Annotated in this window: 19 protein-coding genes; 12 read left to right on the forward strand and 7 right to left on the reverse strand. The window is 47.9% G+C overall.

From position 1 onward, the window contains the following. Positions 1 to 8: 8 nt before the first annotated feature. Positions 9 to 1,379, forward strand: coding sequence for an L-serine ammonia-lyase (locus T411_RS0109225; RefSeq protein ID WP_000948685.1), 1,371 nt, complete (start codon positions 9 to 11; stop codon positions 1,377 to 1,379). Between the two features lie 97 nt (positions 1,380 to 1,476). On the opposite strand, the gene dcuC is transcribed toward T411_RS0109225, so the two are convergent. Then, positions 1,477 to 2,844 carry an anaerobic C4-dicarboxylate transporter DcuC gene (dcuC, locus tag T411_RS0109230; protein ID WP_000891426.1) on the reverse strand — a complete coding sequence of 456 codons (1,368 nt, stop codon included), beginning with the start codon at positions 2,842 to 2,844 and terminating at the stop codon, positions 1,477 to 1,479. Between the two features lie 405 nt (positions 2,845 to 3,249). Beyond that, positions 3,250 to 5,013, reverse strand: coding sequence for a methyl-accepting chemotaxis protein (locus tag T411_RS0109235; RefSeq protein WP_001026132.1), 1,764 nt, complete (start codon positions 5,011 to 5,013; stop codon positions 3,250 to 3,252). A 146-nt stretch (positions 5,014 to 5,159) separates the two neighbouring features. On the opposite strand from T411_RS0109235, the gene T411_RS0109240 reads away from it, so the two are divergent. Then, a complete protein-coding gene (locus T411_RS0109240) occupies positions 5,160 to 5,798 on the forward strand; it encodes a beta-phosphoglucomutase family hydrolase (protein ID WP_000183229.1) in 639 nt (212 codons plus the stop codon). 80 nt (positions 5,799 to 5,878) lie between these two features. Here the strand turns inward: T411_RS0109240 and bamJ are convergent, their stop codons facing one another. Then, a complete protein-coding gene (gene bamJ / locus T411_RS0109245; RefSeq protein WP_000034756.1) occupies positions 5,879 to 6,352 on the reverse strand; it encodes a BamJ family beta-barrel-assembly machinery protein in 474 nt (157 codons plus the stop codon). Positions 6,353 to 6,573: 221 nt separating this feature from the next. On the opposite strand from bamJ, the gene T411_RS0109250 reads away from it, so the two are divergent. Together T411_RS0109250 and T411_RS0109255 are read left to right on the forward strand one after the other, a co-directional pair. Beyond that, positions 6,574 to 7,188 (forward strand): OmpA family protein, encoded by a 615-nt coding sequence (locus T411_RS0109250; protein ID WP_000675196.1) that lies wholly within the window; start codon positions 6,574 to 6,576, stop codon positions 7,186 to 7,188. A 233-nt stretch (positions 7,189 to 7,421) separates the two neighbouring features. After that, positions 7,422 to 8,984 (forward strand): methyl-accepting chemotaxis protein, encoded by a 1,563-nt coding sequence (locus T411_RS0109255; protein ID WP_001277448.1) that lies wholly within the window; start codon positions 7,422 to 7,424, stop codon positions 8,982 to 8,984. A gap of 105 nt (positions 8,985 to 9,089) precedes the next feature. Here T411_RS0109255 and glpD read toward each other — a convergent pair whose 3' ends face one another. Beyond that, positions 9,090 to 10,628 carry a glycerol-3-phosphate dehydrogenase gene (glpD, locus tag T411_RS0109260; protein ID WP_000994113.1) on the reverse strand — a complete coding sequence of 513 codons (1,539 nt, stop codon included), beginning with the start codon at positions 10,626 to 10,628 and terminating at the stop codon, positions 9,090 to 9,092. 397 nt (positions 10,629 to 11,025) lie between these two features. Here glpD and T411_RS0109265 point away from each other — a divergent pair, with 397 nt between their 5' ends. Continuing rightward, on the forward strand, positions 11,026 to 11,946 hold the full coding sequence (locus tag T411_RS0109265; RefSeq protein ID WP_000092350.1) for an aminoimidazole riboside kinase: 921 nt from the start codon (positions 11,026 to 11,028) through the stop codon (positions 11,944 to 11,946). A gap of 127 nt (positions 11,947 to 12,073) precedes the next feature. Here T411_RS0109265 and T411_RS0109270 read toward each other — a convergent pair whose 3' ends face one another. Together T411_RS0109270 and T411_RS0109275 are read right to left on the reverse strand one after the other, a co-directional pair. Beyond that, positions 12,074 to 13,714, reverse strand: coding sequence for a glycoside hydrolase family 32 protein (locus T411_RS0109270; RefSeq protein WP_000923294.1), 1,641 nt, complete (start codon positions 13,712 to 13,714; stop codon positions 12,074 to 12,076). Between the two features lie 75 nt (positions 13,715 to 13,789). Next, the gene (locus tag T411_RS0109275) at positions 13,790 to 14,782 is read right to left on the reverse strand and encodes a LacI family DNA-binding transcriptional regulator (RefSeq protein ID WP_000157566.1); all 993 of its coding nucleotides are present in this window, start codon (positions 14,780 to 14,782) and stop codon (positions 13,790 to 13,792) included. A 297-nt stretch (positions 14,783 to 15,079) separates the two neighbouring features. Between T411_RS0109275 and T411_RS0109280 the strand changes: the two genes are divergently transcribed. Next, positions 15,080 to 16,519 (forward strand): sucrose-specific PTS transporter subunit IIBC, encoded by a 1,440-nt coding sequence (locus T411_RS0109280; RefSeq protein WP_000386194.1) that lies wholly within the window; start codon positions 15,080 to 15,082, stop codon positions 16,517 to 16,519. A 166-nt stretch (positions 16,520 to 16,685) separates the two neighbouring features. Here the strand turns inward: T411_RS0109280 and T411_RS0109285 are convergent, their stop codons facing one another. Further along, complete coding sequence (locus T411_RS0109285; protein WP_000005282.1) at positions 16,686 to 17,123, reverse strand: DUF3069 domain-containing protein; 438 nt, start codon at positions 17,121 to 17,123, stop codon at positions 16,686 to 16,688. Between the two features lie 271 nt (positions 17,124 to 17,394). Here T411_RS0109285 and T411_RS0109290 point away from each other — a divergent pair, with 271 nt between their 5' ends. The 6 genes from T411_RS0109290 to T411_RS0109315 all read left to right on the forward strand — a co-directional run bounded on the left by T411_RS0109290 (position 17,395) and on the right by T411_RS0109315 (position 22,685). Further along, on the forward strand, positions 17,395 to 17,976 hold the full coding sequence (locus T411_RS0109290) for a DedA family protein (RefSeq protein WP_000386912.1): 582 nt from the start codon (positions 17,395 to 17,397) through the stop codon (positions 17,974 to 17,976). After that, positions 17,973 to 19,109: an ATP-grasp domain-containing protein gene (locus T411_RS0109295; RefSeq protein ID WP_000217408.1), complete on the forward strand. Its 1,137-nt coding sequence runs from the start codon at positions 17,973 to 17,975 to the stop codon at positions 19,107 to 19,109. Before T411_RS0109290 ends, T411_RS0109295 begins: the two co-directional genes overlap by 4 nt. Positions 19,110 to 19,197: 88 nt before the next feature. Beyond that, the gene (locus T411_RS0109300; RefSeq protein WP_000881788.1) at positions 19,198 to 19,740 is read left to right on the forward strand and encodes a hypothetical protein; all 543 of its coding nucleotides are present in this window, start codon (positions 19,198 to 19,200) and stop codon (positions 19,738 to 19,740) included. Beyond that, entirely contained in the window at positions 19,740 to 20,486 is a 747-nt protein-coding gene (locus T411_RS0109305; RefSeq protein WP_000337286.1) for an NRDE family protein, read from the forward strand. Before T411_RS0109300 ends, T411_RS0109305 begins: the two co-directional genes overlap by 1 nt. 10 nt (positions 20,487 to 20,496) lie before the next feature. Continuing rightward, entirely contained in the window at positions 20,497 to 20,943 is a 447-nt protein-coding gene (locus tag T411_RS0109310; RefSeq protein WP_000878533.1) for a YHS domain-containing (seleno)protein, read from the forward strand. Then, complete coding sequence (locus T411_RS0109315) at positions 20,943 to 22,685, forward strand: bifunctional lysophospholipid acyltransferase family protein/GNAT family N-acetyltransferase (protein WP_002033513.1); 1,743 nt, start codon at positions 20,943 to 20,945, stop codon at positions 22,683 to 22,685. Before T411_RS0109310 ends, T411_RS0109315 begins: the two co-directional genes overlap by 1 nt. The last annotated feature ends 32 nt before the right edge of the window (positions 22,686 to 22,717 follow it).

The raw sequence follows: 22,717 nt of genomic DNA on the forward strand, positions 1-22,717 counted from the left end.
GGAAAGTTATGCTCTCAATCTTTGATATTTACAAAATTGGGGTTGGCCCTTCCAGCTCGCATACCAATGGGCCGATGATTGCAGGTTACCGTTTTGTGCAGCAGTTATTGCCACAGCTGAATAAAGTTGCTCGCATACAAGTGGATCTGTATGGCTCGCTGTCTTTAACGGGGAAAGGGCACCACACTGATCGTGCGACCTTACTGGGCTTAATGGGGAATCAACCTGCCACCATCAAGATTGGTGACGCTAATCAGACTCTACGTGAAGCGTTGCAAACGGGTAAGTTGCGTCTCAATGGTCAGCATGACATTGCCTTCGATTACCATCAGGATCTTCTTTTTCATCAAGATAATCTGCCGCTGCACGAAAATGGTATGACGTTGAGCGCGTTTGATACTCAAGGACAACAGATTGATTTTGAAACCTATTATTCAGTCGGTGGTGGCTTTGTTGCGACCGCTGAGCAGTTGCAAAATGGTACCGCGACCGCCGATGTGACGGTGACTTACCCCTTTACCAGTGCCGATGAAATGCTGCACCAAGCTGAAAAACATGGTTTGAGTTTAGGCGGAATGATTTTGCGCAATGAACTGGCTTTTCAAGAGATGGCGGTGATTGATGCCAAGGCCGATCAAATCTGGCGAGTGATGAGCCAGTGTATGGAGCGTGGTTTTGCGACCGAAGGCATTTTAGAAGGGGGATTAAATGTCACTCGCCGTGCGCCGAGTTTGCTGAAAAAACTTGAAGCCAATGCGGCGATTGAAAATGATCCGATGGAAGTGATGGATTGGATTAACCTCTTTGCTTTTGCGGTGAGTGAGGAGAATGCCGCTGGTGGACAAGTGGTGACATCGCCCACCAATGGAGCCGCGGGCGTCATCCCTGCAGTTTTGATGTATTACCACCGTTTTATCAAAGCGCTCGATACCAAGCAGCTTAAGGATTTTCTCGCTGTGTCTGGCGCGATCGGTATCTTGTATAAAACCAATGCCTCCATTTCCGGTGCTGAAGTTGGGTGTCAGGGTGAAGTGGGCGTTTCTTCCTCCATGGCCGCCGCAGGCTTAACGGCTTTGCGTGGTGGCAGTAATGAGCAAATCTGCATGGCGGCAGAAATTGCTATGGAACACTCATTAGGGATGACCTGCGACCCGATAGGCGGTTTGGTGCAAGTGCCTTGTATTGAGCGTAACGCGATGGGTGCAGTGAAAGCGATAAATGCTTCGCGCATGGCGCTCAAGCGAACCAGTAAGTGTCTGATTTCACTCGACAAGGTGATTGAAACCATGTATCAGACTGGGAAAGATATGAATAAAAAATACCGCGAAACTTCGCTCGGAGGATTGGCGCTAATCCATCTCGCGCCCCCTTGTGAATAATCCAGAATTGGACATGTTTTTACGAGTTGCTTATACGACTCAAAAAGAAAAGGGCGTGATTTCACGCCCTTTTGAATGTCGGTCATAACACGGACAGTTAAGCGTGCATGGGTACCAGCACCATAGTACCGATGATCACCGTAACAAGGCCCAGTAACACAGGCACAGAAGTACGCTTTACCACTTCGAATGGGCTGATTTTACCCATACCCGCGGTAGCTACTACCACACCAGAAACCGGAGAAATGGTACGGCCAAGGTTGGAGGCTTGCAGCATAGGAATAATCAGGAATGCGGGGTTGAGTCCCATTTTCGCAGCCAGTGACGGAGCCAATTCCACAAACGCATAGAAAGGCGCGTTGCCTGAGCCGGTGGCAATCGCAGCGGCGACGGTTAAACCAGTCAGAATCAACATCAGAGCAATACCGCCAGCCCCCGCTACTTCTGCTAAGTGCAGTAGGTTGTCAATCGCACCAATCGACATCAAACCTTGTGCAAATACGCCTGCTGCAACCAACAACATGACTACGCCTTTAAAGGCATCCGCCATGCCTTCGTAACAGGCTTCAAGATCTTCCAATGTTTGCTTACCGTTGAAACGTTTAGTGATGTAGTCGACCAGCACGCCAATGAAAATTGACAGTACAACGATGGTATAGATATCCAGCGTAATGCCAGGCAGCGTTTCACCATTGAACACAAACACACCGATGATGGGTAAGAATGGCAGGACTGCATAATAGGCTGGTGATTTAACCTCCATTTCCGACAAATCCACTTTCTCCATTGGTGTATTATCTTTTTTATCAAGGTATTGGTTCCAGAAATACGCGGCGGCCGCCATCACAATGATCGCGCAGATCGAAACAGGCAATACGGTTTCTACGGCGAATACGTGCAATGGCAAACCGGATTTTTCTGCCGCAATGACCACGTCACCAGAGGTAGGAGAGAGAATGATCGCAGCCGGAGAGGCACACACCGCTACCGCCGCAGGGCGAGAAATGCCCATCGCGGTCATCATTGGGAATAAGGTCGCCATTAATAACACGCCAAGGCCGGTGGCTGAACTCACGGCCAGAGACATCAAACAGGCAACAAGATAGGCCGCGACCAACAAGATGTAGGGTGATTTAATAAAAGAGAGTGGTTTAGAAAACTGTTTTACCACTACGTTGTTGGCACCGATGTGCGTCATGTATGACGCAAAACCACACAGCAACATAATTTGCATACCTAAGCCGCCGCCACGGTTTTGCAGCATGTATTTCACATACTCCATTGCATCGGTGAGTAGGTTACCGGTTGATTCCATCTGTCCAGGTAGGACTTTGTGTCCCAAGATACCGGTTAAAATGAGTAGCAAAATCCCTGCGGTGAGTAGGATACCCGCAGGCTTATAGCCTTTAACGATGAAATAGCCGACCGCAAAGGTCACGACTAAGCCAATCAGAAGCTCAAGCATAGCAATCTCCAAAAATGTCCGTTTATTTCAAACTGTAAAATGTATGTCAGGAATTTACTGAAAATTAATTTGTAGCACGAGTTCAACTTGCACTTTGCATGATCTAAAGCAATAAAAGTATCAATTAATATTGGTGATTAATTCTTGTTAAAGGCGGATTTTATTTGAATTGATCTGTCTTTTGGTTAGATTGTTGGTTATTTGCTCTGTGAATGGGTGTTTTTACGATGATGGCATGACAAGGATGGATAAAACTTGTTCTATGGATAGCAGAGCATGCTACAACGTTTCATCAAGAAGCTGGATCGCAGCTGGCTCGCGGTTTTATGTATGCTCACCTCAGTCACACAGAGAAAAAGAAGAAAGGCTCATAAGAGCCTTTCTGTGAGTTCAGGAAAGTCAAGCTCAGTCACGATTGGTGCGAAACTCTGCAACCGCTTCATCCATGGCATGGGCTTGGCGTGACACTGTATCGACCTCAGTAAGACATTGCTGTGCGGAGCGCATATTGTTTTCTGAAATCGTGTTCAGCTCAGCAATTGACTCACTGACATGGTTCATCACACTGCCTTGTTCTTCAATCGCTGCCGCGATGCGCTGTGAGTTATCTTGAATCGTATGCATGTCACGCAGGATCTGCTGCAAGCTTTCATCAAGTTGACGAGAGGCGCTTAGTGTTTCCTGACCTTGGTTGTTACACAAATCAATGTCATCGACCACTTGACTCATTTGTGACTGGATATTGGAGACAACGCGGGTGATCTCTTCCGTCGATTGATGGGTACGAGTCGCGAGTGAGCGTACTTCATCGGCGACCACCGCAAAACCGCGTCCTTGTTCACCGGCACGTGCGGCTTCAATCGCGGCGTTTAAGGCGAGTAGGTTAGTTTGTTCTGCAATCCCTTGAATGATGCTCACCGCACCACCGATTTTTTCAACAAAGGCATTCAATGAGCCGATAGAGTGTTGGCTTTTCTGTAGGGTAGAGGAGAGTAAGTCAATGTTTTTCACCGTAGTCACCACCACGCTGCGGCCTTGTTCCGCATTGCGCGCTGCCTGATTAACGCCATCGACAGCAATGTTAGTGCTTTCCGAAATCTCACTAATGGTCGATACCATCTGTTGTACCGATGTCGCCATCAAGCCCATGTGTTCAGATTGAACATTAAATTGCTCAATCACTTGCTCAAGCTCGTCATGCATGCTCGAAGTGCTGCTGTACAATTGGTGAGATTTGGTCTGTGAACTGCTGATCAAATGCTCAAATTTATCCAACAGGCTATTGAAATAGCGCGCCACGGCGGTGATTTCATCATTCCCTTTGAGCTCGGCGCGCAGAGAAATGTCGTTAGATTGCGCAATTCGTTGAATAACCAGCAACAATTGACTGACTTGTAAATTGATTGAGCGGCTGATTTGGAAAATCACCAACAAAATAATCAACACCACAGCGATGGTCACTGAAAGTTTAGTGGTGGTCATTGTTTTCTGTTTATCATCAACCGCTTGAGTTAGGGTTTTAGAGAAGGCTTTAAACATCTCTTCGACATCGTGAGAGTGAGAACGCGTGGCACCCAGTAAGCCTTCGTTGTATTTCAAGCCGATCACTTTTGCCTGGTTCACCACGGCTTGAGCGGATTTGATCAGGTCAGAAAATTGGTTCAACGCGCTTGAGTTGGCGGAGCCTGCTAATACCTGCTGATGGAAATCCACTAGGGCTAATAGCTCTTCTGCGGAAGCTTGTTGTTTGGCTTGCTCGAGCGCCTGATAGTAGCTTTTCCACAAGCCACTTTCCGGATTAAGGCCGAGGGTTTGATAGGCACGCACCAACTGTTCAAAACCCTGTTTGTATTCCAGTAGGTCAGTACGTAAAGCGTTGGAGTCACCCAGCTCATATTTGAGCATGATGGCATCGAGTTCAGTTTGTAAATTGAGGAACAGGTCAGTATTTTTTTGAAAGGTATCCAGATATTTGGCATCGCTACGCAATAAAAAGTCTTTTTCGTTGCGTCTTAAATTGAGTAACCTGACTTCCAGTTTATCGACTTGATTGATAGCTCGATTAAGTTCATCGTTGGTCTGGGCAAACTGTGAGGTTGTAAAGAAAATGGCGATGGAGCCCAGTATGGCAATAATGCCTAAAGTATAAAGTTTATGGCGAATATTCATGGTGTTACCTACTTGTTATTTTTATTCCATTGACATCCCATCAACGAGATAGGTGTCTGAGTGCAATGCGTGCAGCAGTGTACTGAGAATAATGAAACTATCAATACTAGTGTCGTTCATCGCTTTCAGCTTTATATGAAATATTAATGACAAATTTATTACAAAAAATTGGAGATGCTGTGACTGTTGTCAACTTTAGCCTTTATGAAGGATTCATATTTGATATGGATGGAACCCTGCTTGATACCATGCCTGCGCATTTAGCCGCTTGGGAAGCGACGGCGAAGCATTTTGACTTCCCATTTGATGCCCAGTGGCTCTATGGATTAGGTGGGATGCCAAGTGCAAAAATTACGACGCACATCAATAAAAAATTAGGCTTGGCGCTCGATCCCGATCGCGTCGCAGCCTACAAAATGGATTGGTTTGCCAGCATGGGGCTGCAAGCGGAAGTGATCCCCGCCACCTATGAATTACTCTACCAATGGCAGGGTAAGAAGAAAATGGCAATAGGGACGGGGAGCCAACGTGATAGCGCGCTGCGTTTATTAAGTAATGCGCAGGTGTTGGATAAATTTGATGCAGTTGTGACGGCCAGCGATGTGCAACAGCACAAACCGCACCCCGAAACCTTTCTGATGGCGTGTGAGCAACTCGGCTTGACACCTAAACAGTGTTTGGTGTTTGAAGATACCCAATTAGGACTTCAGGCAGCGCACGCGGGTGGGATGGATTGCATGCTAGTGACCGAGCAAGGATTGGTTTTCTACCCCTTTGCTCATTGAGGTAGGCAGAGCGTGAGCATATGAGACAAAAAAGCGAGTGAAGGCACAGCGTTCACTCGCTTTTTGTTCAACGTGAGAACTTACTCAATCGCCAGTAGCTCGACGTCAAAGATCAGTACAGCAGAAGGTGGGATTGGGCCTGCGCCATTTTTGCCATAACCCAAGTTGCTTGGGATATAGAAGCGAGTCTTTTCACCGACTACCATCAGTTGCACGCCCTCTTGCCAACCTTTGATAACTTGATTCAAGCCAAAACTGATGGGTTCACCACGTTCAACCGAGCTATCAAACACCGTACCATCAAGCAACTCACCATGGTAATGCACTTTCACGCGGCTTTTGGGCCCCGGATGTTCAGTCCCCGTTCCCGCCTGCAGCACTTCGTATTGCAAACCACTATCGGTAGTGATGACGTTTTCGCGTTGTCCATTCTCAGCCAAAAACTGCTGCCCAGCAGAAAAATTGGCATCTGCCGACTTATGATTAGTCCAAGTACGGTAAATCATGAAACCTGCGAGCAAGAAAACAACTAAAGGGATAATAATTTTCGACATAAAATGTTTGACGTCCTTTAACAGCGATGACTTTCCCCGTTTAACAGTTAGCAGAGACGCGAGTCGCCAGCTTTACTTATGAGGGAATAATGAATGGCGAACATTCTAACCACGGATTATGTGATGGCAAGCAACCCATTTGTAAATTGTTGTTGATGACAGATAAAGTTTTTAGAAACATGCCGATAAACTATAAGAAGTTCAATAACTGAGTGTTTGAGATGAAATTCTGGGTGTTGTGCGTGACGTTTTTGCTAACAGGATGTGGTTCGCTGGTGACTGACCGCATGTTTAACGACAATCTGCTCGATGTTGCCCCGAAAGGCGATTTCGATGTGCGTTATCCAGAGTGGGGTTACGCACCGCAAAAGAACACCAGTGTGATGTCCAATGCAATGACCCAGCAGCGTTCGGCCAGTTACGAAGATTTACGTCAGTATTTATTGAGTAACGGCATTCAGCATGAAGTGGTGCCGGGTGACTACCCGATGATTAAGTTGAACAATACCGTTCGGTTTGAAACAGGTTCAGCGAAAGTCTCTATGGCTTCCAAACAATGGTTAGACACGGTCGCTCGATTTCTCGCTACCGAGTCAGGGATTGATATTGTACTCGAAGGGCATACGGATAATACCGGTTCAGAGAAACTGAACGACAAGTTAGCCGAGCGACGGGCCAATGCGGTCAAAGCGGCTTTAGTACAGAGTCGAGTGGCACAAAATGCCATTTACACTCGTGGATTTGGTGAGAATGTTCCTGCGTGCACCAACAGTACTAAGAATGGCCGAGCATGTAACCGCCGAGTAGAGATCCGTTTCATCCTCGCGTCTAATTAAGGTTAATATTCAGTGTCTCTCTTTTGAGACTGTTCGCAGAACAAATCGAAATATCGCAAGAGTGGAATTTCATAGCATGAGGTTCCGCTCTTTATTCTTTTCTAAGTATTAACCCTAGTGTTTTTGATGTAATTCACGTTTGCGTTGCCCACGAGTCTCCAGAGTTTGAGTTTTTAATAACAAGTGTGTATACATTTGCGCTCATAAAAATAACCGAAGAACAACAAGCCGAAATGTCAGCCTATACTCCCTCTGCTCAACAAGAAGTCCTTGTCGGCGACCATGACCAATTGGTATCAACGACGGATTTAAAAGGTGTCATCACCTACTGTAATGATACATTTTGTCGTATTGCTGGGTTCCAAGCCGATGAGCTGCTAGGAAAAAATCACAATATCGTTCGCCATGCTTCGATGCCGAAAGCGGCGTTTGCCGATATGTGGCACCACCTTAAGCAAGGGCATGCTTGGCGCGGAATCGTGAAGAATCGCACTAAATCCGGCGGGTTTTACTGGGTTGACGCCTATGTAACGCCGATTTATCAACAAGGCCAACTTACAGGTTATCAATCGGTTCGGGTAAAAGCTGAGCGAAAGTGGGTAGAGATTGCCACCAAAGCCTACCAAGCGTTATTAGTGGCTGAAAAGGCCGGTAAAAAAATCCAATTTAAGCTGCATACTTCGCTGCGTTACGCCTTGTTGCTCGGTGCATTGATGTCACCAGCATTGGCACATGGGTTTCAAGCTCCTGAACAGTGGCAATGGTTAGCCAGTCTTTTACCAGCGGGAGTATTAGGTTTGTTGTTTCGGCAAGAGCTAGTGCGTACCCCGCAACAGCTCAAACAGTGGCAAAACGAGTATGACAGTATCAGCCGTTTGATCTATTCGGGCGCTGATGCTTTTTCTGTTGCCGACTACCATCTAAAAATGGCTTCCGCTCGGATCCGTACCATTCTCGGTAGAATGATGGACTCGGCGCGTCCATTGGGTGAACTGGCCAATCAGCTGCATTTGACGACGCAAGAAGTGCATCAAGCGTTGGCGGCACAAAACAGCAACATCCAAGCCGTAACGCAAGCCACCGATGCTGTCGAGAGCGCCGCTGAGCGGGTTTCGAGCCATACTCACTCGGCTCATCAATTGATTGATCAAGTGCAAAATCATTGTGCCGAGACCAAACACAGCATCAATGTCACCCATCAGAATTTACAGCGACTGGCTACGCAAGCTGAGAGTGCTGCCTTGACGACACTAAAACTGAGCGATCAAGCGCAGCAGGTCGGGCAATTAATGACTGAAATTGGCGGGATTGCTGAGCAAACCAATTTACTGGCGCTGAATGCTGCGATTGAAGCCGCTAGAGCGGGTGAACAAGGTCGAGGGTTCGCCGTTGTGGCGGATGAAGTGCGCGCATTATCGGCTCGTACTCAGCGTGCCACACAGCAGATCCAAACCAGCATTGATACTATGTTGTCCACTATTGAAGCGTGGCGAGGGGATATCACTGCAAGTCGTGATCAAACCGAGCAGTGCGCTCAAGATGCGAATACCACGCTGCAGCAGTTGCAGGATGTAGAATGCGTAATGAGTGACATGCTGCGAGTTATCGGTGAGGTCGCGAGTGCTGCGCAACATCAACGTGAGCTCACCTGCGAGGTTAACCAACATATCCACTCTATCGCCAGTGTGGCAACGCAAAATTCCGCGGCCACCCATACCGTAGAACAGTTAGCGATGGCGATGAGCGGTAAAGTGGCAGAATTTGGAGCGCTTTCGAAGCAGTTTGCACAAAAATAGGCTCGAGGAAGGGCATAGCCGATTCTGAGCCCAAAAGAAAAAAAAAGAGAAAAAGACAAATGGCCACGTTATGTGGCCATTTCAGTTTCAGCGAGTGCTTGGATTTTACACGGTCGCTTTTAGCGGCTGATCAGCGTGGAATTTCTGCTGTAAATAGGACTCCACTTCCTCAACCACACTTGTATCGTGATTTAAGCCGAGTTTGCTTCTGCGCCAGAAAATATCTTGTGCATGGCGGGCAAACTCTTTCTCACACAGATAATCGATCTCTTTTTGGTAGAGCTCACCGCTGAACGCGATGCCGAGATCTTCAATGCCTGTCACACCTGCCAAAAGTTGCGTGGTGCGGCTGCCATAGCTGCGTAACCAACGCTCAATCACTGACTCAGTAATAAAAGGAAAGGCCACCACCAGCTGGTTTTTTAAGGCTGCATAGTCAAAGTTTTCACCACCTGGCAGAGGAGCATCCTCTGTCCAAGGGGCTTTCATTTTCGGGAAGAAAGGGGCGAGATGTTTCATCGCCGCTTCGCCTAGTTTGCGATACGTCGTGAGTTTGCCACCAAAAATGGACAGCAGCGGCGCTTCATCAGCTTGTTGATCCAGAGACAGTGTATAGTCACGAGTAATGGCCTGTGGCGAGTTCGATTCGTCATCGCACAGTGGGCGTACACCACTGAATTCAGCAATGATGTCTGAACGCGCGATTTCGCGCATAAAATGTTTGTTCACAATCGAAATCAAATAATCACGCTCAGCATCGGTAATCGCCACTTTTCTTGGGTCGCCTTTGTATTCGACATCGGTTGTGCCAATCATCGAGTAGGCATCAAGATAAGGGATGACGAAGACAATGCGTTTATCTTCATTTTGCAGAATATACGCCTGCGGCTCATCGTGAATGCGCGGCACGATAATGTGTGAGCCTTGGATTAAACGAATGCCGTAAGGGGAACTGACGTGAGCATTCTCGTTTAAAAACTGCTTTACCCAAGGGCCTGCGGCATTCACAAGTGCATGACTACGGCGCTCAAAGCGTTGTTGAGTCTGCTCATCCAGTAGCGTCACATGCCATAAATCGCCCATACGCTCAGCTTTTTCGACGGTGCAGTAGTTCAACACTTCTGCCCCTTGTTCTTGAGCTTGCATGGCGTTGAGGATAACTAAACGAGCATCGTCAACCCAGCAATCGGAATACTCAAAACCAATTTGCATTTCAGGTTTCGTCACGCTGCCCGCTTTTAAGTTGACTTTGTGACTTGCAGGTAGGGAAGTGCGTTTGCCCAAATTATCATAAAGAAACAGACCAGCGCGGATCATCCATGCTGGGCGTAAGAAAGGACGATGTGGCAAACGAAAACGCATCGGCGTTACGATGTGCGGTGCTTTTTTCAAAAGCACTTCGCGTTCCGCCAGTGCTTCACTGACTAAGCGAAATTCATAATGTTCTAAATAGCGCAAACCACCGTGTACCAGTTTTGAGCTGGCAGAAGAGGTTGCACTGGCAAAATCTTTGGCATCGTATAAGCCAACTTTTAATCCCCGCCCTGTTGCGTCTGCGGCAATGCCAGCGCCATTAATGCCACCGCCAACAATAATCAAATCGAGCACTTCATCTTGGGTAAAACGTGTTGAGCGAGCATTCATTTTCTATCTCCACGCTTAATTGTTTTCGTTTTTGTTCTTTAATGTTCGCATGAAAGCATTAAAACATAGGAATGCGCAATATTTCTACTATGAATTTTGATCTTGATCATAAATGAATGAGGGAAATGGGTGTAATGAGCGCTCGAATATTCCATTTTTACTGGAGCCGCATGTGTGTGGCTGCTGCACCAATCCGTTTGGGGATGGGATGAGACGTGATGATTCTCTAGTTAGGTAACGTTCCCGAAAAAGTAAAGAGAAACTTACTATAGAGATCACAATCTCTATTTAAGCTCACAGAAATGAGCAATTCCTGACCTGAACTCGAATATGGCAGTTTTCCCACTTGAAGGCTTTGGTTAGACTCAGCTCAAACCACATTTTCAGGAGTGATTCTATGTCAAGAGTATGGCTGACAGGCGATGCGGTGGTCGATCTGATCCCAGATGGGCAACAGCATTATTTAAAGTGTCCGGGTGGTGCACCCGCTAATGTTGCCGTCGCGATCGCCCGTTTATCCGGTCGCAGTGCTTTTTTTGGTCGAGTCGGGAACGATCCCTTTGGCCGATTTATGCAACAGACACTCACTGACGAGCAAGTGGATTGCCAGCACTTGCATTTCGACCCCGTACATCGCACTTCCACTGTGGTCGTTGACCTTGATGAGCATGGAGAGCGCAGTTTTACCTTTATGGTGAAACCGAGCGCGGATCAATTCCTGCAACTCAGTGATATTCCCTCTTTTCAAAAAGGCGAGTGGTTGCATGTCTGTTCGATTGCTTTGGCCAATCAACCGAGCCGCAGCTCGACCTTTGCCGCAATTGCGCAAATGAAAGAGGTGGGGGGATATGTCAGCTTTGATCCTAATCTGCGTGAAGAAGTATGGTCAGAGCCGCAAGAGTTACAGGCCACTGTCATGCGTGCCGTCGGTTTGGCGGATGTGGTGAAGTTTTCGGAGGAGGAATTACAGTTTCTAACCGGGACTCAGTCAATTGAAGAAGGATTACAGGCGATAGCTGACTTCCAGATCCCTCTTGTTGTCGTGACATTAGGCGCGAAAGGGGCGCTGGTGGCCACGCCAAACTCGCAGCAAATTGTGTCGGGCAAGGCAGTCAAACCGATTGATACAACGGGCGCGGGAGATGCGTTTGTTGGCGGCTTGCTCTATCGATTATCCGTGGCGCAAGATTGGCATAACCAAGCCACGATTTTAGATGCCGTCAAATGGGCTAATGGCTGTGGCGCTTTAGCGACCACACAGAAAGGAGCCATGACCGCACTTCCGAATCAAGCGGCGCTGTATGCCTTTTTAGAATGAAATATGGCTAGAGTGAAGATTGACTCTGGCCATATTGACTCTTCGCATAGTGGGATATATCTCTCTGAGATATATCCCCTTGCAACTTGAAGCGGCATATCTGCCACGCCAAGTTGTTTATTCAAGGCTACACATTCACTTCTAGGTTAAATGGCGCAGATGCAGGAGCCATGTAGTACAGCTTTGCGTCTACGCTCGCGCCATGCAATGAAATACCGGTTGCATCCAGTGGAGTAAAGATGCGGCTGGTCATCACATGTTCGCCTTGATTGATGAAAATCTCTAATGAGGATTGATCAGCCAAGATGCGCAGCTCAACCGTTGGGCTATCGAGCTTCAGCTCCCGAATGGTGTCCCCTTGGCGAATTTGAGTTGCAGAGCGATCGAGGCGTAATAGTCGATTTTCTGCATCTAACGTTAGCGTGACGCAATACTGCGCATTTTGCATCAAGCGTAGCTCACATCCCCAAGGCAGAGTCACTTGCAGATCAAAGCTCTTGGTTTTTAGCTCAGTGACGGTGTCACTCAAAAGCAAGGTGTGCGGTTCACTTTGCAGTGTGTCGAGTTCACGCAATGGGTGCTGATAAATCTTGCCTTCACGCCACTCTAGTTCACGGAGTGCGGTCAGTTGATGAATCCAGCCTTGGTCACAGCTAGGGTGCTGCGTTTCATCGGGTAGCCCCATCCAGCCACACAATACTCGCCGTCCATCGGCAGTTTGCGCGGTTTGCGGTGCATAAAAATCAAAGCCTTCATCCAGTGGCCAACCCTGCAGTAACGCTATTTCGCCTTGTGCATTCTGGGTCGCTCGAAAGATCCGATTTTGATGTTCAATGGTGTGATGAGGATTCGCCGATGCGATGCCTTGTGGCCCGAACACAAAAAACGCTTCACCTTGCAGTTCAAACCAGTCAGGACACTCCCACATATACCCGTAATCGCCGAGTTCATCGCCATAGAGCTTATCGAAATGCCAATGGAGTAAGTCATCTGAGTGGTAGACCGCCAGTCGCCCTTGATGAGCGAGCGTTTGCGCACCAAGCAACATCTGCCACTTTCCTTGGGTGTAAATCACTTTAGGATCGCGGATATGTTCGGTCACGCCTTCAGGTAAACACCGAATCACAGGTCCTAATTTTTCAAACTCACCATTGGCGTTCATGCGTGCGGCGCACTGCATGGTTTGGCGTTGGCGCTCTGTACCTAAGCGCGTGTTGCCGGTATAGAAAAGCCACAAATCTTGTTGATGGCTGACCGCATGACCTGAAAATACCCCGTGACTATCAAACCAATCCGAAGGTGTTAGGGCGACCGACTGCCACTGCCAATGGACTAAATCGAGGCTCTTAAGATGCACCCAGTATTTATCTTTGTGTTCGCAAGCGAAAGGATGCCATTGATAAAAGAGGTGGTATTCCTCTTGATGATAAATAAAGCCGTTGGGGTCGTTGAGTAAGCCCTGTGGTGGTGAGATATGCCACTGGGGCCGATAAGGGCAGTCTAAGGCTGTTTGATAAGGGAGCGTTGCCCGCTTTTGGCGCTCGGCAATTGCTTTACCTATCGCGGCGAGTTGCTGATCGGACACTTCAGCAGTGCGTTGGACAGAGAGTTGCCACTCTCCGAGTACCGATTGCAAACTCACATCATCAGGAAGGTGAGGGGCATGCGGGGGATGTTTTAGTGCCAAAACCACTTGCCCCTGTGGAGCTAAAATGCGCGTGACATTGTTTATTCCACCCGCGAGTTCGAGCAGCGTATCTAATAACATGGACTTACCTAACCACTAAATTCGGGAACGTTCTCAATTTAGCGCTGCAAAATCGGTAAAGCAAGTGTTTCATGGTTAGACTGGGCAAGTCTCACGTTGAATGTTTTGGAAGGTCAGTACCACTTTACTCATCTCTTGTCCACGTCCGGCGATGCGTTCTAATAGCATTTTCGCAGCGTTTTCTCCTGCCTTATCAAAAGCATAGTTAAAAGTGGAGAGTGGGGGATTGCTGACATAAGCCAACTCATCATTACCGACACCGAGCAGTTTGACTTGCTGTCCAACGTGAACCCCAAGCTCTTGCAAGGCTTTAATGGCGCCAACCGCTAGCCTGTCGGTGGCACAGAAAAGGCCATCGAGCTGCGGATAGTCAAGGTAGGCTTGTTTTGCCATTTGGTAGCCCGATTCTATTGAGAAATTACCGCGCGCATGAAACAGCAACGTTTGTTGATGGAACCCCAGAGCTTGCTGCAAGCCTTGTGAACGCAGCACATCAACCGCAATGTCATCGCTTTGTACCCCAATGAAACCGATCTTTTTGCAGCCTGCTTTGACTAAGCGTTGTCCTGCTTCGAAGCCGACACGGTGATCGTCATGCACAATACTGGGAATGTTATACAAAGAGCCATCTTGGCCAACCAAAACCACAGGTACCGCCGAGTGTTGAATCGCATGAATCAGCGGCTGATCAAGGTGAGTGGCATAAAACACAATACCTTCCACCCGCTTTTGATTAAATATCTGAATATATTCAATTTCCTTTGCATGGACTTGATGAGTATTGGCCAGTAAAACATGTTTACCTGCTTGCTCAAAGATAGCGGTAAGTCCATCCACACCTTGCGCTGTTGCGTGAGAGGAGACGCGCGGCACAATCACGCCAATTAAGTTGGTTTTTTGTGATTTGAGGTCTTTAGCGACTTGATTGACCATATAGCCACACTGCTCAACCGCCTTTAACACTTTGATTTTTGTAGACTCTTTAACGCCATATTCATCATTAATGACGCGTGAGACGGTGGACTTAGAGACACCCGCTAAACGGGCGACATCATGCAAACTGGCCATAACGTATCCTGTAGGCTCAAAAACTGGGATGGATTGCAGAAATCAGTACAGCAATCAAACGAATGATCGGATTTTAACCCCGTTCTAAGGTTTATCCTCACTAAATTTGGCGATCCTATTCACATTTTCACTGTGTTGATTTTGACCATTACTCCGAAACAGACAAGAATCACTTTGCAAACGTTCCCGAAATTAATATCGAAACCAACGAATCATTCAATTACACAACAACATCCAAACGACTTGGAGCAGGTAATACAGCTTCAAGTTGAAAGGGGATAACTACCGGGGTGAGTTATGGACTATCCAGTCATAGCAAAACAACTTCTTGAGAGCTTGGGTGGCAAAAGTAATATCCAAGCACTCGCGCACTGCGCGACTCGTTTACGCTTAGTGCTTAACGATGAAACGCAAATTAATGAGGGCGTCATTGAATCACTGCAAGGTGTCAAAGGACAATTTAAGGTCGCAGGGCAGTATCAAATCATTTTCGGCTCAGGCATTGTCAACCAAGTCTATGCTGAGATGGCGAAATTGACCGGTTTGGTTGAGATGTCAACCAATGATGTCGCTTCCGCGGGTGCCGAGAAACAGAATTGGGTACAGCGCGCAGTAAAGGGATTGTCCGATATTTTTGTCCCTATCATCCCCGCGATCGTGGCCGGTGGTTTATTGATGGGGCTGTTCAACGTATTGACTGCACCGGGACTGTTTATTGAAGGCCAATCTTTGATTGATGCCAATCCGGGATTGGCTGATCTCGCGAGCATGATCAACACCTTCGCGAATGCCCCTTTTGTCTATTTACCCGTATTGTTGGCTTTTTCTGCCTCGCGCAAGTTTGGCGGCAACCCCTTTTTGGGCGCTGCGCTGGGTATGCTGATGGTGCATCCCGATCTCTTAAACGGCTGGGGGTTTGGCAGTGCATCCGTATCTGGCACTGTTCCAACTTGGAATATTCTCGGTTTTGAAATCGAAAAAGTCGGTTATCAAGGCTCGGTATTGCCCGTGCTGGTTTCCACTTACATTCTGGCCAAAATTGAAAATGGCTTACGCAAAATCGTACCGTCCGTACTGGATAACTTGCTTACCCCAATGCTGGCGATTTTTATCACGGGTTTTCTGACCTTTACTTTGGTCGGACCGCTAACGCGTGATATCGGCTTCATGTTGGGAGATGCACTGAACTGGCTGTACGATTCGGCAGGGTTTGTCGGTGGCGCACTGTTTGGCTTTATCTATGCTCCTTTTGTGATCACTGGGATGCACCATAGCTTTATTGCGATAGAAACTCAGCTACTTGCCGATATCGTGACTACAGGTGGTACCTTTATTTTCCCTATCGCTGCGATGTCTAACATTGCGCAGGGTGCCGCGGCTTTAGCTGTGGGTGTGATGACGAAAGAGACCAAACTCAAAGGGGTTGCGATTCCTTCGGGTGTGACCGCGTTGCTGGGGATCACTGAACCTGCCATGTTTGGCGTGAATTTGAAATTGCGTTATCCGTTTATTGCTGCCATCTGTGGTGCGGCTTTAGCCAGTGCTTTCATCACCTTATTCAATGTAAAAGCCCAAGCGCTAGGCGCGGCTGGTTTGCCAGGGATCATTTCGATTAATCCACAGCAAATTGGTTACTACATCATGGGTATGGCGATCTCATTTGTGGCCGCCTTTGCGTTGACTGTCGTGCTTGCGATGCGTGAAAAAAACAAACAAGCGGCTCAGGTCACCGCGTAACTGCTCCCCCTATCTTGGCTACGCAGCCCACTCTTTGAGTGGGCTTTTTTGATAGTTCAATACCAAGGTGAATCTCTGAAAGATAGAAAAACGAAAGGAGCGCTTTGGCGCTCCTTAGTTATCTTTTTGCCTTTCAAACACGAATGTGCATGAGGGCTAGGTTTACTTACTTAGCAAACACATCTTTGAAGTCACGCTTCAGAATCGGGTCGCGGCGGGCTTTTTTGATCTGCTTAACCATGTCTTTCACACAGTTGTGTAGCACTTGATCAAGCAGTTGAGCGCGGTACGCGTCTTTATCTTCTTCGCTCATCTCTTTAGGAAGGTTCAGCGTTGGGAACTCTTCCATCACGTTTAGACCAGCAAATGCTTGGCTTACCGAGATGAGAGCGTGGAACTGTTCAAAGTTATCCAGAATATTTTGCGCGCTCGCTGGCAGTGAATCCCATGCTTCGCGAACCACTTCTTCAGAGACTTCATGGATTGAAGTCACCATATGGAACATCGCTTCAGGCACCTGATCAAACTCTAGAACCTGACGCAGTTCAGGAGAGATGGATTCGAGATCCACTTTTGGTGTTTCGGTTTGGTTTGTCTCAGACATGGAAAATTCTCATTAGAGTAAAAAACGCCATGCTAAAAACTTATCCCAAAATGTCAATACAACAGCGATAAATTGCCGTTTAGAGCACGTTTAACGTTGCTTTTGTCACCAATGCCTTCTTTTATTCTGTCACTTAGCATGACGGGAGAGCATAAGGATCTCCATTTTCTTTTCAGAATCTTTTCTTTGTGGCGTTGAGTGCCTGAAATTTTAAATCCACCGATTCGGTCTAGAGTAATAAGTACAGTGAATGATTGGTTTGGATTGATTTATGGAAGCCGCTTTTAGCGAATGGCTCACCTTGCATAGCTGCTCACCCTTTTGGGTGTTTCTTGGCATCGTTGTGCTTTCTTATTTATTAGAAGATGTCGCGATCGTTACGGCGGCGGGGCTCGCCAGTCAACAGCTCACGCCCATGCCTTTCGCTTTGCTGGCGATATTTATCGGCATCGCAACAGGAGATATTGTGCTTTATTACCTTGGGCGTTACAGCCGTTATTTTCGCGCAATGCGCTACCGATTATTGACCAATCCATATTTTCGACAGGTCCGTCGCCGCTTATTAGCCAGACCTTTCATTAACCTGTTTACGATTCGTTTTATTCCGGGGCTTCGCACGGTCGGCTATACGTTAAGTGGTTATGTCGCTTTGCCGCTGCGGCTATTTACGGCTGCGGTATTGATGGCAACCGCTTTGTGGACGGTGGTCGTGTTTTTCGCCATCTATCAATTAGGCAGTCAGGCTTGGTTTCAGGCCAGTGAATACCGCTGGTGGTGGCTGTGCTTATTGGTTGTGTTGTTACTCGTTTTTAATCGCGTCTTCAGTGCCAAAATGATTAAGGAAACCGCATGACAGTTCTTTCTCCCGTGGCATGTATTGCCGAGCATAAAGTGAATGCGGGTATGCCTCTTTTAGTTGAGGCCGCCAACGAACGGGCGATCTCGCCTTTTGAATTTCTGCCTAGCTGGTTTTGTTACGCGCCTGTGGTGGTGCAAAGTGTGCTGCTGGGGCTTTATTACCGTGATTTACGTCTGCCTTTGGTGGCGAATCCCACCATTTATTTAAGCGGTATGGTCGGTGAGTCCAAGCACGATATTTTGAGCCTAGCTGGCGACCAAGCGCGACGTTGGATCTCGCCGTTTATCACTTGCACGGTAAACGATCTGCCTCTCACCGAACAGGTAAAAGCCATTGAGCAACGTTTACATGACGCAGATTTGCGCTTTCCTTTAGTGGCTAAGCCCGATCTCGGTTGTCGTGGTGTGGGGGTAAAACTCATCCAATCCCATGAACAACTGAGCGAGTACCTACGCCGTTTTCCTGTCCAAGCGCGTTTTCTTTTGCAGCAAAAAGCGCCGTATAGCGCTGAAGCGGGGATTTTCTACGTGCGTTTTCCCGGTGACGCGCAGGGGCAAATCATCTCAATGACCTTGAAATACGCTCCGAGTGTGATGGGGGATGGCGTGCGTACGCTGCGTGAATTGATCCACGCTTGCCCGCGATCTGGACAACTGGCGCACCTCTATTTACCACGCCACCCTGACAAGCTGGACTGGGTAGTTCCGGACAAACAAGAGTTCCAATTAGCGTTTGCGGGCAGTCACAGCCGGGGTTCGATTTTTCGTAATGGCAATCGCTATATCACGCCTGCTTTAGTCGAAAAACTGGATGCAATATTTGACGATTTCCCCGGTTTTCACTACGGCCGACTCGATGTGAAATTTAGCCATATTGATGCGCTCATGCGTGGTGACTCGTTCACCATTCTTGAGGTCAATGGCGCGAGCAGCGAAGCGACTCATATATGGGATCGCGAAACGCGGCTCGGTGAAATCTTCACTACGTTACTTAAGCAATATCGGATTTTGTACGCGATTGGCGCTGAACAGAGAAAACGAGGCCACAAACCGCCAAGTTTGCTCGCTTTATTACGTGCTTGGCGGCAGGAAAAACAATTGATCCAGCACTATCCAGAGACAGATTAGCGGAACGCATGAGCGCCGAATGCTCTGGAATAACCATAACCAGATATTACAAAGACCGGATATTGAATAAGACATTGAAGGGGATTTTATGCTTGCTGTGACAACCTTAGCGCAACCATACCGATACTCAGCCGCCATTCATGGCTGTTTGGAGACACTAGAACAAGGGCGCGATTTTTTAAACACGATTGGAGACGATCACTACACCTACGTGGCGAAGCCGCATGTGAGCAGCAGTATTGGCCAGCATTTTCGCCATTGGTTAGACATTTTCCATGCGCTGTGCGCTGCGCCAAACACCGTCGATTACAACCAGCGTCGACGTGGGCATCCGGTTGAGTTGTCTCGCCAAGTGGCACTTAAGGAGATTGAATCGCTCATCGCATGGTTAGAGTCTGATTTACTACAGTCACCTCAAATGGCCATTGATGTGGTGATGGAAGTGTCTTTATCGCAAACCGAAAGCTGCACCTTTCATTCAACCTTAGAGCGTGAATTGGCCTTCGCTGCGCTGCATGCGAATCACCATTTTGCGATGGCAAAAGTGGTGACCAGTTTACTGAACGTGCAAACGCCGAGTGATTTTGGTTTAGCGCCCGCGACCGCCACTTTTTTACGAGGCAATGCCTAATGTGCTCCGTCACTTGGTCTTTGAGTGACACCGGTTATCAGGTGTTTTTCAATCGCGATGAGCAAAGGAGTCGAGCCTTAGCGCTGCCTCCCGCCATCTATGATCGACAAGGAGTTGCAGTCATGATGCCGCTCGATCCGCAAGGTCAGGGCAGTTGGATTAGCCTTAATCAGTTCGGGTTATCGCTGTGTCTGCTTAATAACTATCAAGGCCGAGTGCCAGATGGGACGCTGATCAGCCGCGGATTGCTGCTCAAATCCCTTGCGGGATCCTCTTCGATTGAACAAATCACGCTTGCGTTTGAAAAATTGGCGTTGTCTCGTTTTGCTCCCTTCACTCTGCTGGCTTTTGATCCTTTGCTTACTCAACAGCAAGGTGAGGTATTGGCTTATGCGTGGGATGGCGAACAATTTTGCTCAGGCGTGACTTCATCACCCCTTTTTTCATCCGGTGTTGCGCTTGACGAAGTGCAGCGCTATCGCACGCAGGTCTATCAACACCTCACTGCCGATGGAGTAACACCGGAAAAGTTGTTGGCGTTTCACTGCCATCAACACCCACAGTGGCCGCATCTTTCGGTGGCGATGCAGCGAGACGATGCCCATACCGTGAGTTTTACTCACATCAAGGTCAGTGATGGACAACTGGGAATGAGTTATTTCTCTGGTCGCCCAACGCAGCTGACAGATCAGATATTGCATCAGCCGCAGTATCCATTTCCTCAAATAATATCTTTGGTTTCTTAAGGAGTTCGTAATGAAATATTGGTTTGGTTTAATCCTGTTCTTTTTCAGCACATTCACCATGGCGCAAGATCCGATTTACACTGGCACGTTCAGCAATAAAGCGCTGGATGGGTATGACACGGTCGCTTATTTCACCGAAGGCAAACCCGTTAAAGGGGCCGCGCAGTTTAAAACTGAGTACCAAGGTGCCGAGTGGTTGTTTGCCTCTCAACAAAACCTCGACGCGTTTTTAGCTGACCCTGAAAAATACGCGCCGCAATATGGTGGCTACTGTGCATGGGCGGTATCTGAGAAGAAGGATTTCGCGCCTGGTGATCCGCAATACTGGGCCATTGAAGACGGTAAGCTTTATCTGAACTACAACAATAAGATTAAAGGATTGTGGGAAAAAGATCGGGCGCATCATATCGCTCAGGGCGACCAAAATTGGCCTGCGCTGATTGGGACAAGCGAATGATGCAAACCCAGCCATTTCGATTGCCGCGCTTCACCCCATTTGGGGTGATAGAAAAGGGGGTAGAGTTAGCGACGGGGCTTAGTCAGCTAGAGCGCTATTACCAACAAAGGCCAACCACGCGTGATGGTTTTGAGTTTATGCGTTACACCCTTGAAGCGCTCAATGTGCATTACCAAGTGGATAGAGGCCGCGTTGAACAGATCCCCGCGCAAGGGCCTGTGGTGATTGTGGCCAATCATCCGCTTGGTGCCATTGAAGGGGTGATTTTGGCCGATTTGGTTGGGCAAGTACGCAAAGATGTCAAAGTGCTCGCTAATCAACTGCTTAAACGCTTACCTGAAATTGAACCTCTGTTCATTGGTGTGGATGTGTTTAATGGCGCGCAGGCGAGTAAAACCAATGCACGAGGTATTCGAGAAGCACACCGACATTTAGCGGAAGGTGGCGTACTGATCGTATTTCCCGCCGGTGAAGTTTCGACACCGCAAAAAGAAACCGGACAGTTGAGTGATATTGACTGGAGTCAATCCGTTGCGAAATTCATTCAGCGTAGCCAAGCGACGTGCGTGCCGATTTATATTTATGGTCGTAACAGCGCGTGGTTTTATCGCGCTGGAAAAATTCATCCGCTCTTGCGCACCGCCATGTTAGGTCGAGAGCTTTTGAATAAAAGCGCGAGCACCATTTCCCTATGCATTGGTCAGCCGATTCCTTATGCGGAATTAAAAGAGTTCACCAAAGATGAAGATGTGGTCAATTACTTGCGGCTCAATACCTATTTGATGAGCCCGCATGGCCAAGCTGAATCGGCAAAAGTCTCTTTTACGATTCCGGTAATTGATCCTGTACCTAAAGCAGCTCTCATCGCAGAGCTTGCTCAATTAGATAAGCAAGCCAAGTTATTGGAGCAGGGTGAATTCACCGTGTACTGCGTACCTTCAACCCACATTCCACTCATGATGCAAGAAATTGGTCGTGTGCGTGAAATCAGTTTCCGCGCGGTGGGGGAAGGCAGCGGGCAGGCTTGCGATGTGGATGCGTATGATCACTATTATTGGCAACTGTTCGTTTGGAATCGAGAGCAGAGCGAGCTGGTTGGTGCGTATCGCATGGGCTTGGTCGATAAAATTGTCGCAGAAAGAGGGCTGCAAGGCCTCTATTCCCGTAGCTTGTTTCATTACGATCACGCTTTCTTGGCGACCTTAGAGAATGCGATTGAGCTTGGTCGCTCAGTGGTGGCTGAACAGTATCAACGTAATCTCAACTCATTGCTTTTACTCTGGAAAGGCATTGCGCGTTTCGTAGAATTGAACCCACATTACACCCATTTGTTTGGCCCGGTCAGCATCAGCAATGATTACAGCCCAGCGGCTCGACAACTGATGGCTGCGACTTTATCCATCCATCACTATGATCAACATAAAGCGGCTTTGGTCAGTCCATCAACCCCTTTGCGTGCCGGAACAGAAGTGTTTTGGCAAAAGAGCTTGCTATCGGCACTCGCCAGTGTCTCTTTGCTCTCAAAAGTAGTTGCGCGGATGGAGCAGGGCAACGGGCTGCCTGTGTTGCTGCGCCAGTATCTCGGTATGAATGGCAAGTTGGTCTGTTTTAACGTTGATCCTGCTTTTAACGATGCGTTAGATGGCTTGATTGTGGTGAATTTGAAGCAAGTACCACTGAAAACGTTGGCTAAATACATGGGTAAAGAGGCTGCGCAGCATTACCTTTGCTCAGTGACGTAGCAAAGATAAGACAGCAAAATCCACAGAGTTTG

This window comes from Vibrio cholerae ATCC 14035 (genome assembly GCF_000621645.1).
GTDB classification, from domain to species: domain Bacteria; phylum Pseudomonadota; class Gammaproteobacteria; order Enterobacterales; family Vibrionaceae; genus Vibrio; species Vibrio cholerae.

Excerpts from the sequence above, each read along its gene's own strand:
- T411_RS0109225 (WP_000948685.1), top strand. The coding sequence starts at position 9 with ATGCTCTCAATCTTTGATATTTACAAAATTGGGGTTGGCCCTTCCAGC.
- dcuC (WP_000891426.1), bottom strand. The coding sequence starts at position 2,844 with ATGCTTGAGCTTCTGATTGGCTTAGTCGTGACCTTTGCGGTCGGCTAT.
- T411_RS0109235 (WP_001026132.1), bottom strand. The coding sequence starts at position 5,013 with ATGAATATTCGCCATAAACTTTATACTTTAGGCATTATTGCCATACTG.
- T411_RS0109240 (WP_000183229.1), top strand. The coding sequence starts at position 5,160 with ATGACAAATTTATTACAAAAAATTGGAGATGCTGTGACTGTTGTCAAC.
- bamJ (WP_000034756.1), bottom strand. The coding sequence starts at position 6,352 with ATGTCGAAAATTATTATCCCTTTAGTTGTTTTCTTGCTCGCAGGTTTC.
- T411_RS0109250 (WP_000675196.1), top strand. The coding sequence starts at position 6,574 with ATGAAATTCTGGGTGTTGTGCGTGACGTTTTTGCTAACAGGATGTGGT.
- T411_RS0109255 (WP_001277448.1), top strand. The coding sequence starts at position 7,422 with ATGTCAGCCTATACTCCCTCTGCTCAACAAGAAGTCCTTGTCGGCGAC.
- glpD (WP_000994113.1), bottom strand. The coding sequence starts at position 10,628 with ATGAATGCTCGCTCAACACGTTTTACCCAAGATGAAGTGCTCGATTTG.
- T411_RS0109265 (WP_000092350.1), top strand. The coding sequence starts at position 11,026 with ATGTCAAGAGTATGGCTGACAGGCGATGCGGTGGTCGATCTGATCCCA.
- T411_RS0109270 (WP_000923294.1), bottom strand. The coding sequence starts at position 13,714 with ATGTTATTAGATACGCTGCTCGAACTCGCGGGTGGAATAAACAATGTC.
- T411_RS0109275 (WP_000157566.1), bottom strand. The coding sequence starts at position 14,782 with ATGGCCAGTTTGCATGATGTCGCCCGTTTAGCGGGTGTCTCTAAGTCC.
- T411_RS0109280 (WP_000386194.1), top strand. The coding sequence starts at position 15,080 with ATGGACTATCCAGTCATAGCAAAACAACTTCTTGAGAGCTTGGGTGGC.
- T411_RS0109285 (WP_000005282.1), bottom strand. The coding sequence starts at position 17,123 with ATGTCTGAGACAAACCAAACCGAAACACCAAAAGTGGATCTCGAATCC.
- T411_RS0109290 (WP_000386912.1), top strand. The coding sequence starts at position 17,395 with ATGGAAGCCGCTTTTAGCGAATGGCTCACCTTGCATAGCTGCTCACCC.
- T411_RS0109295 (WP_000217408.1), top strand. The coding sequence starts at position 17,973 with ATGACAGTTCTTTCTCCCGTGGCATGTATTGCCGAGCATAAAGTGAAT.
- T411_RS0109300 (WP_000881788.1), top strand. The coding sequence starts at position 19,198 with ATGCTTGCTGTGACAACCTTAGCGCAACCATACCGATACTCAGCCGCC.
- T411_RS0109305 (WP_000337286.1), top strand. The coding sequence starts at position 19,740 with ATGTGCTCCGTCACTTGGTCTTTGAGTGACACCGGTTATCAGGTGTTT.
- T411_RS0109310 (WP_000878533.1), top strand. The coding sequence starts at position 20,497 with ATGAAATATTGGTTTGGTTTAATCCTGTTCTTTTTCAGCACATTCACC.
- T411_RS0109315 (WP_002033513.1), top strand. The coding sequence starts at position 20,943 with ATGCAAACCCAGCCATTTCGATTGCCGCGCTTCACCCCATTTGGGGTG.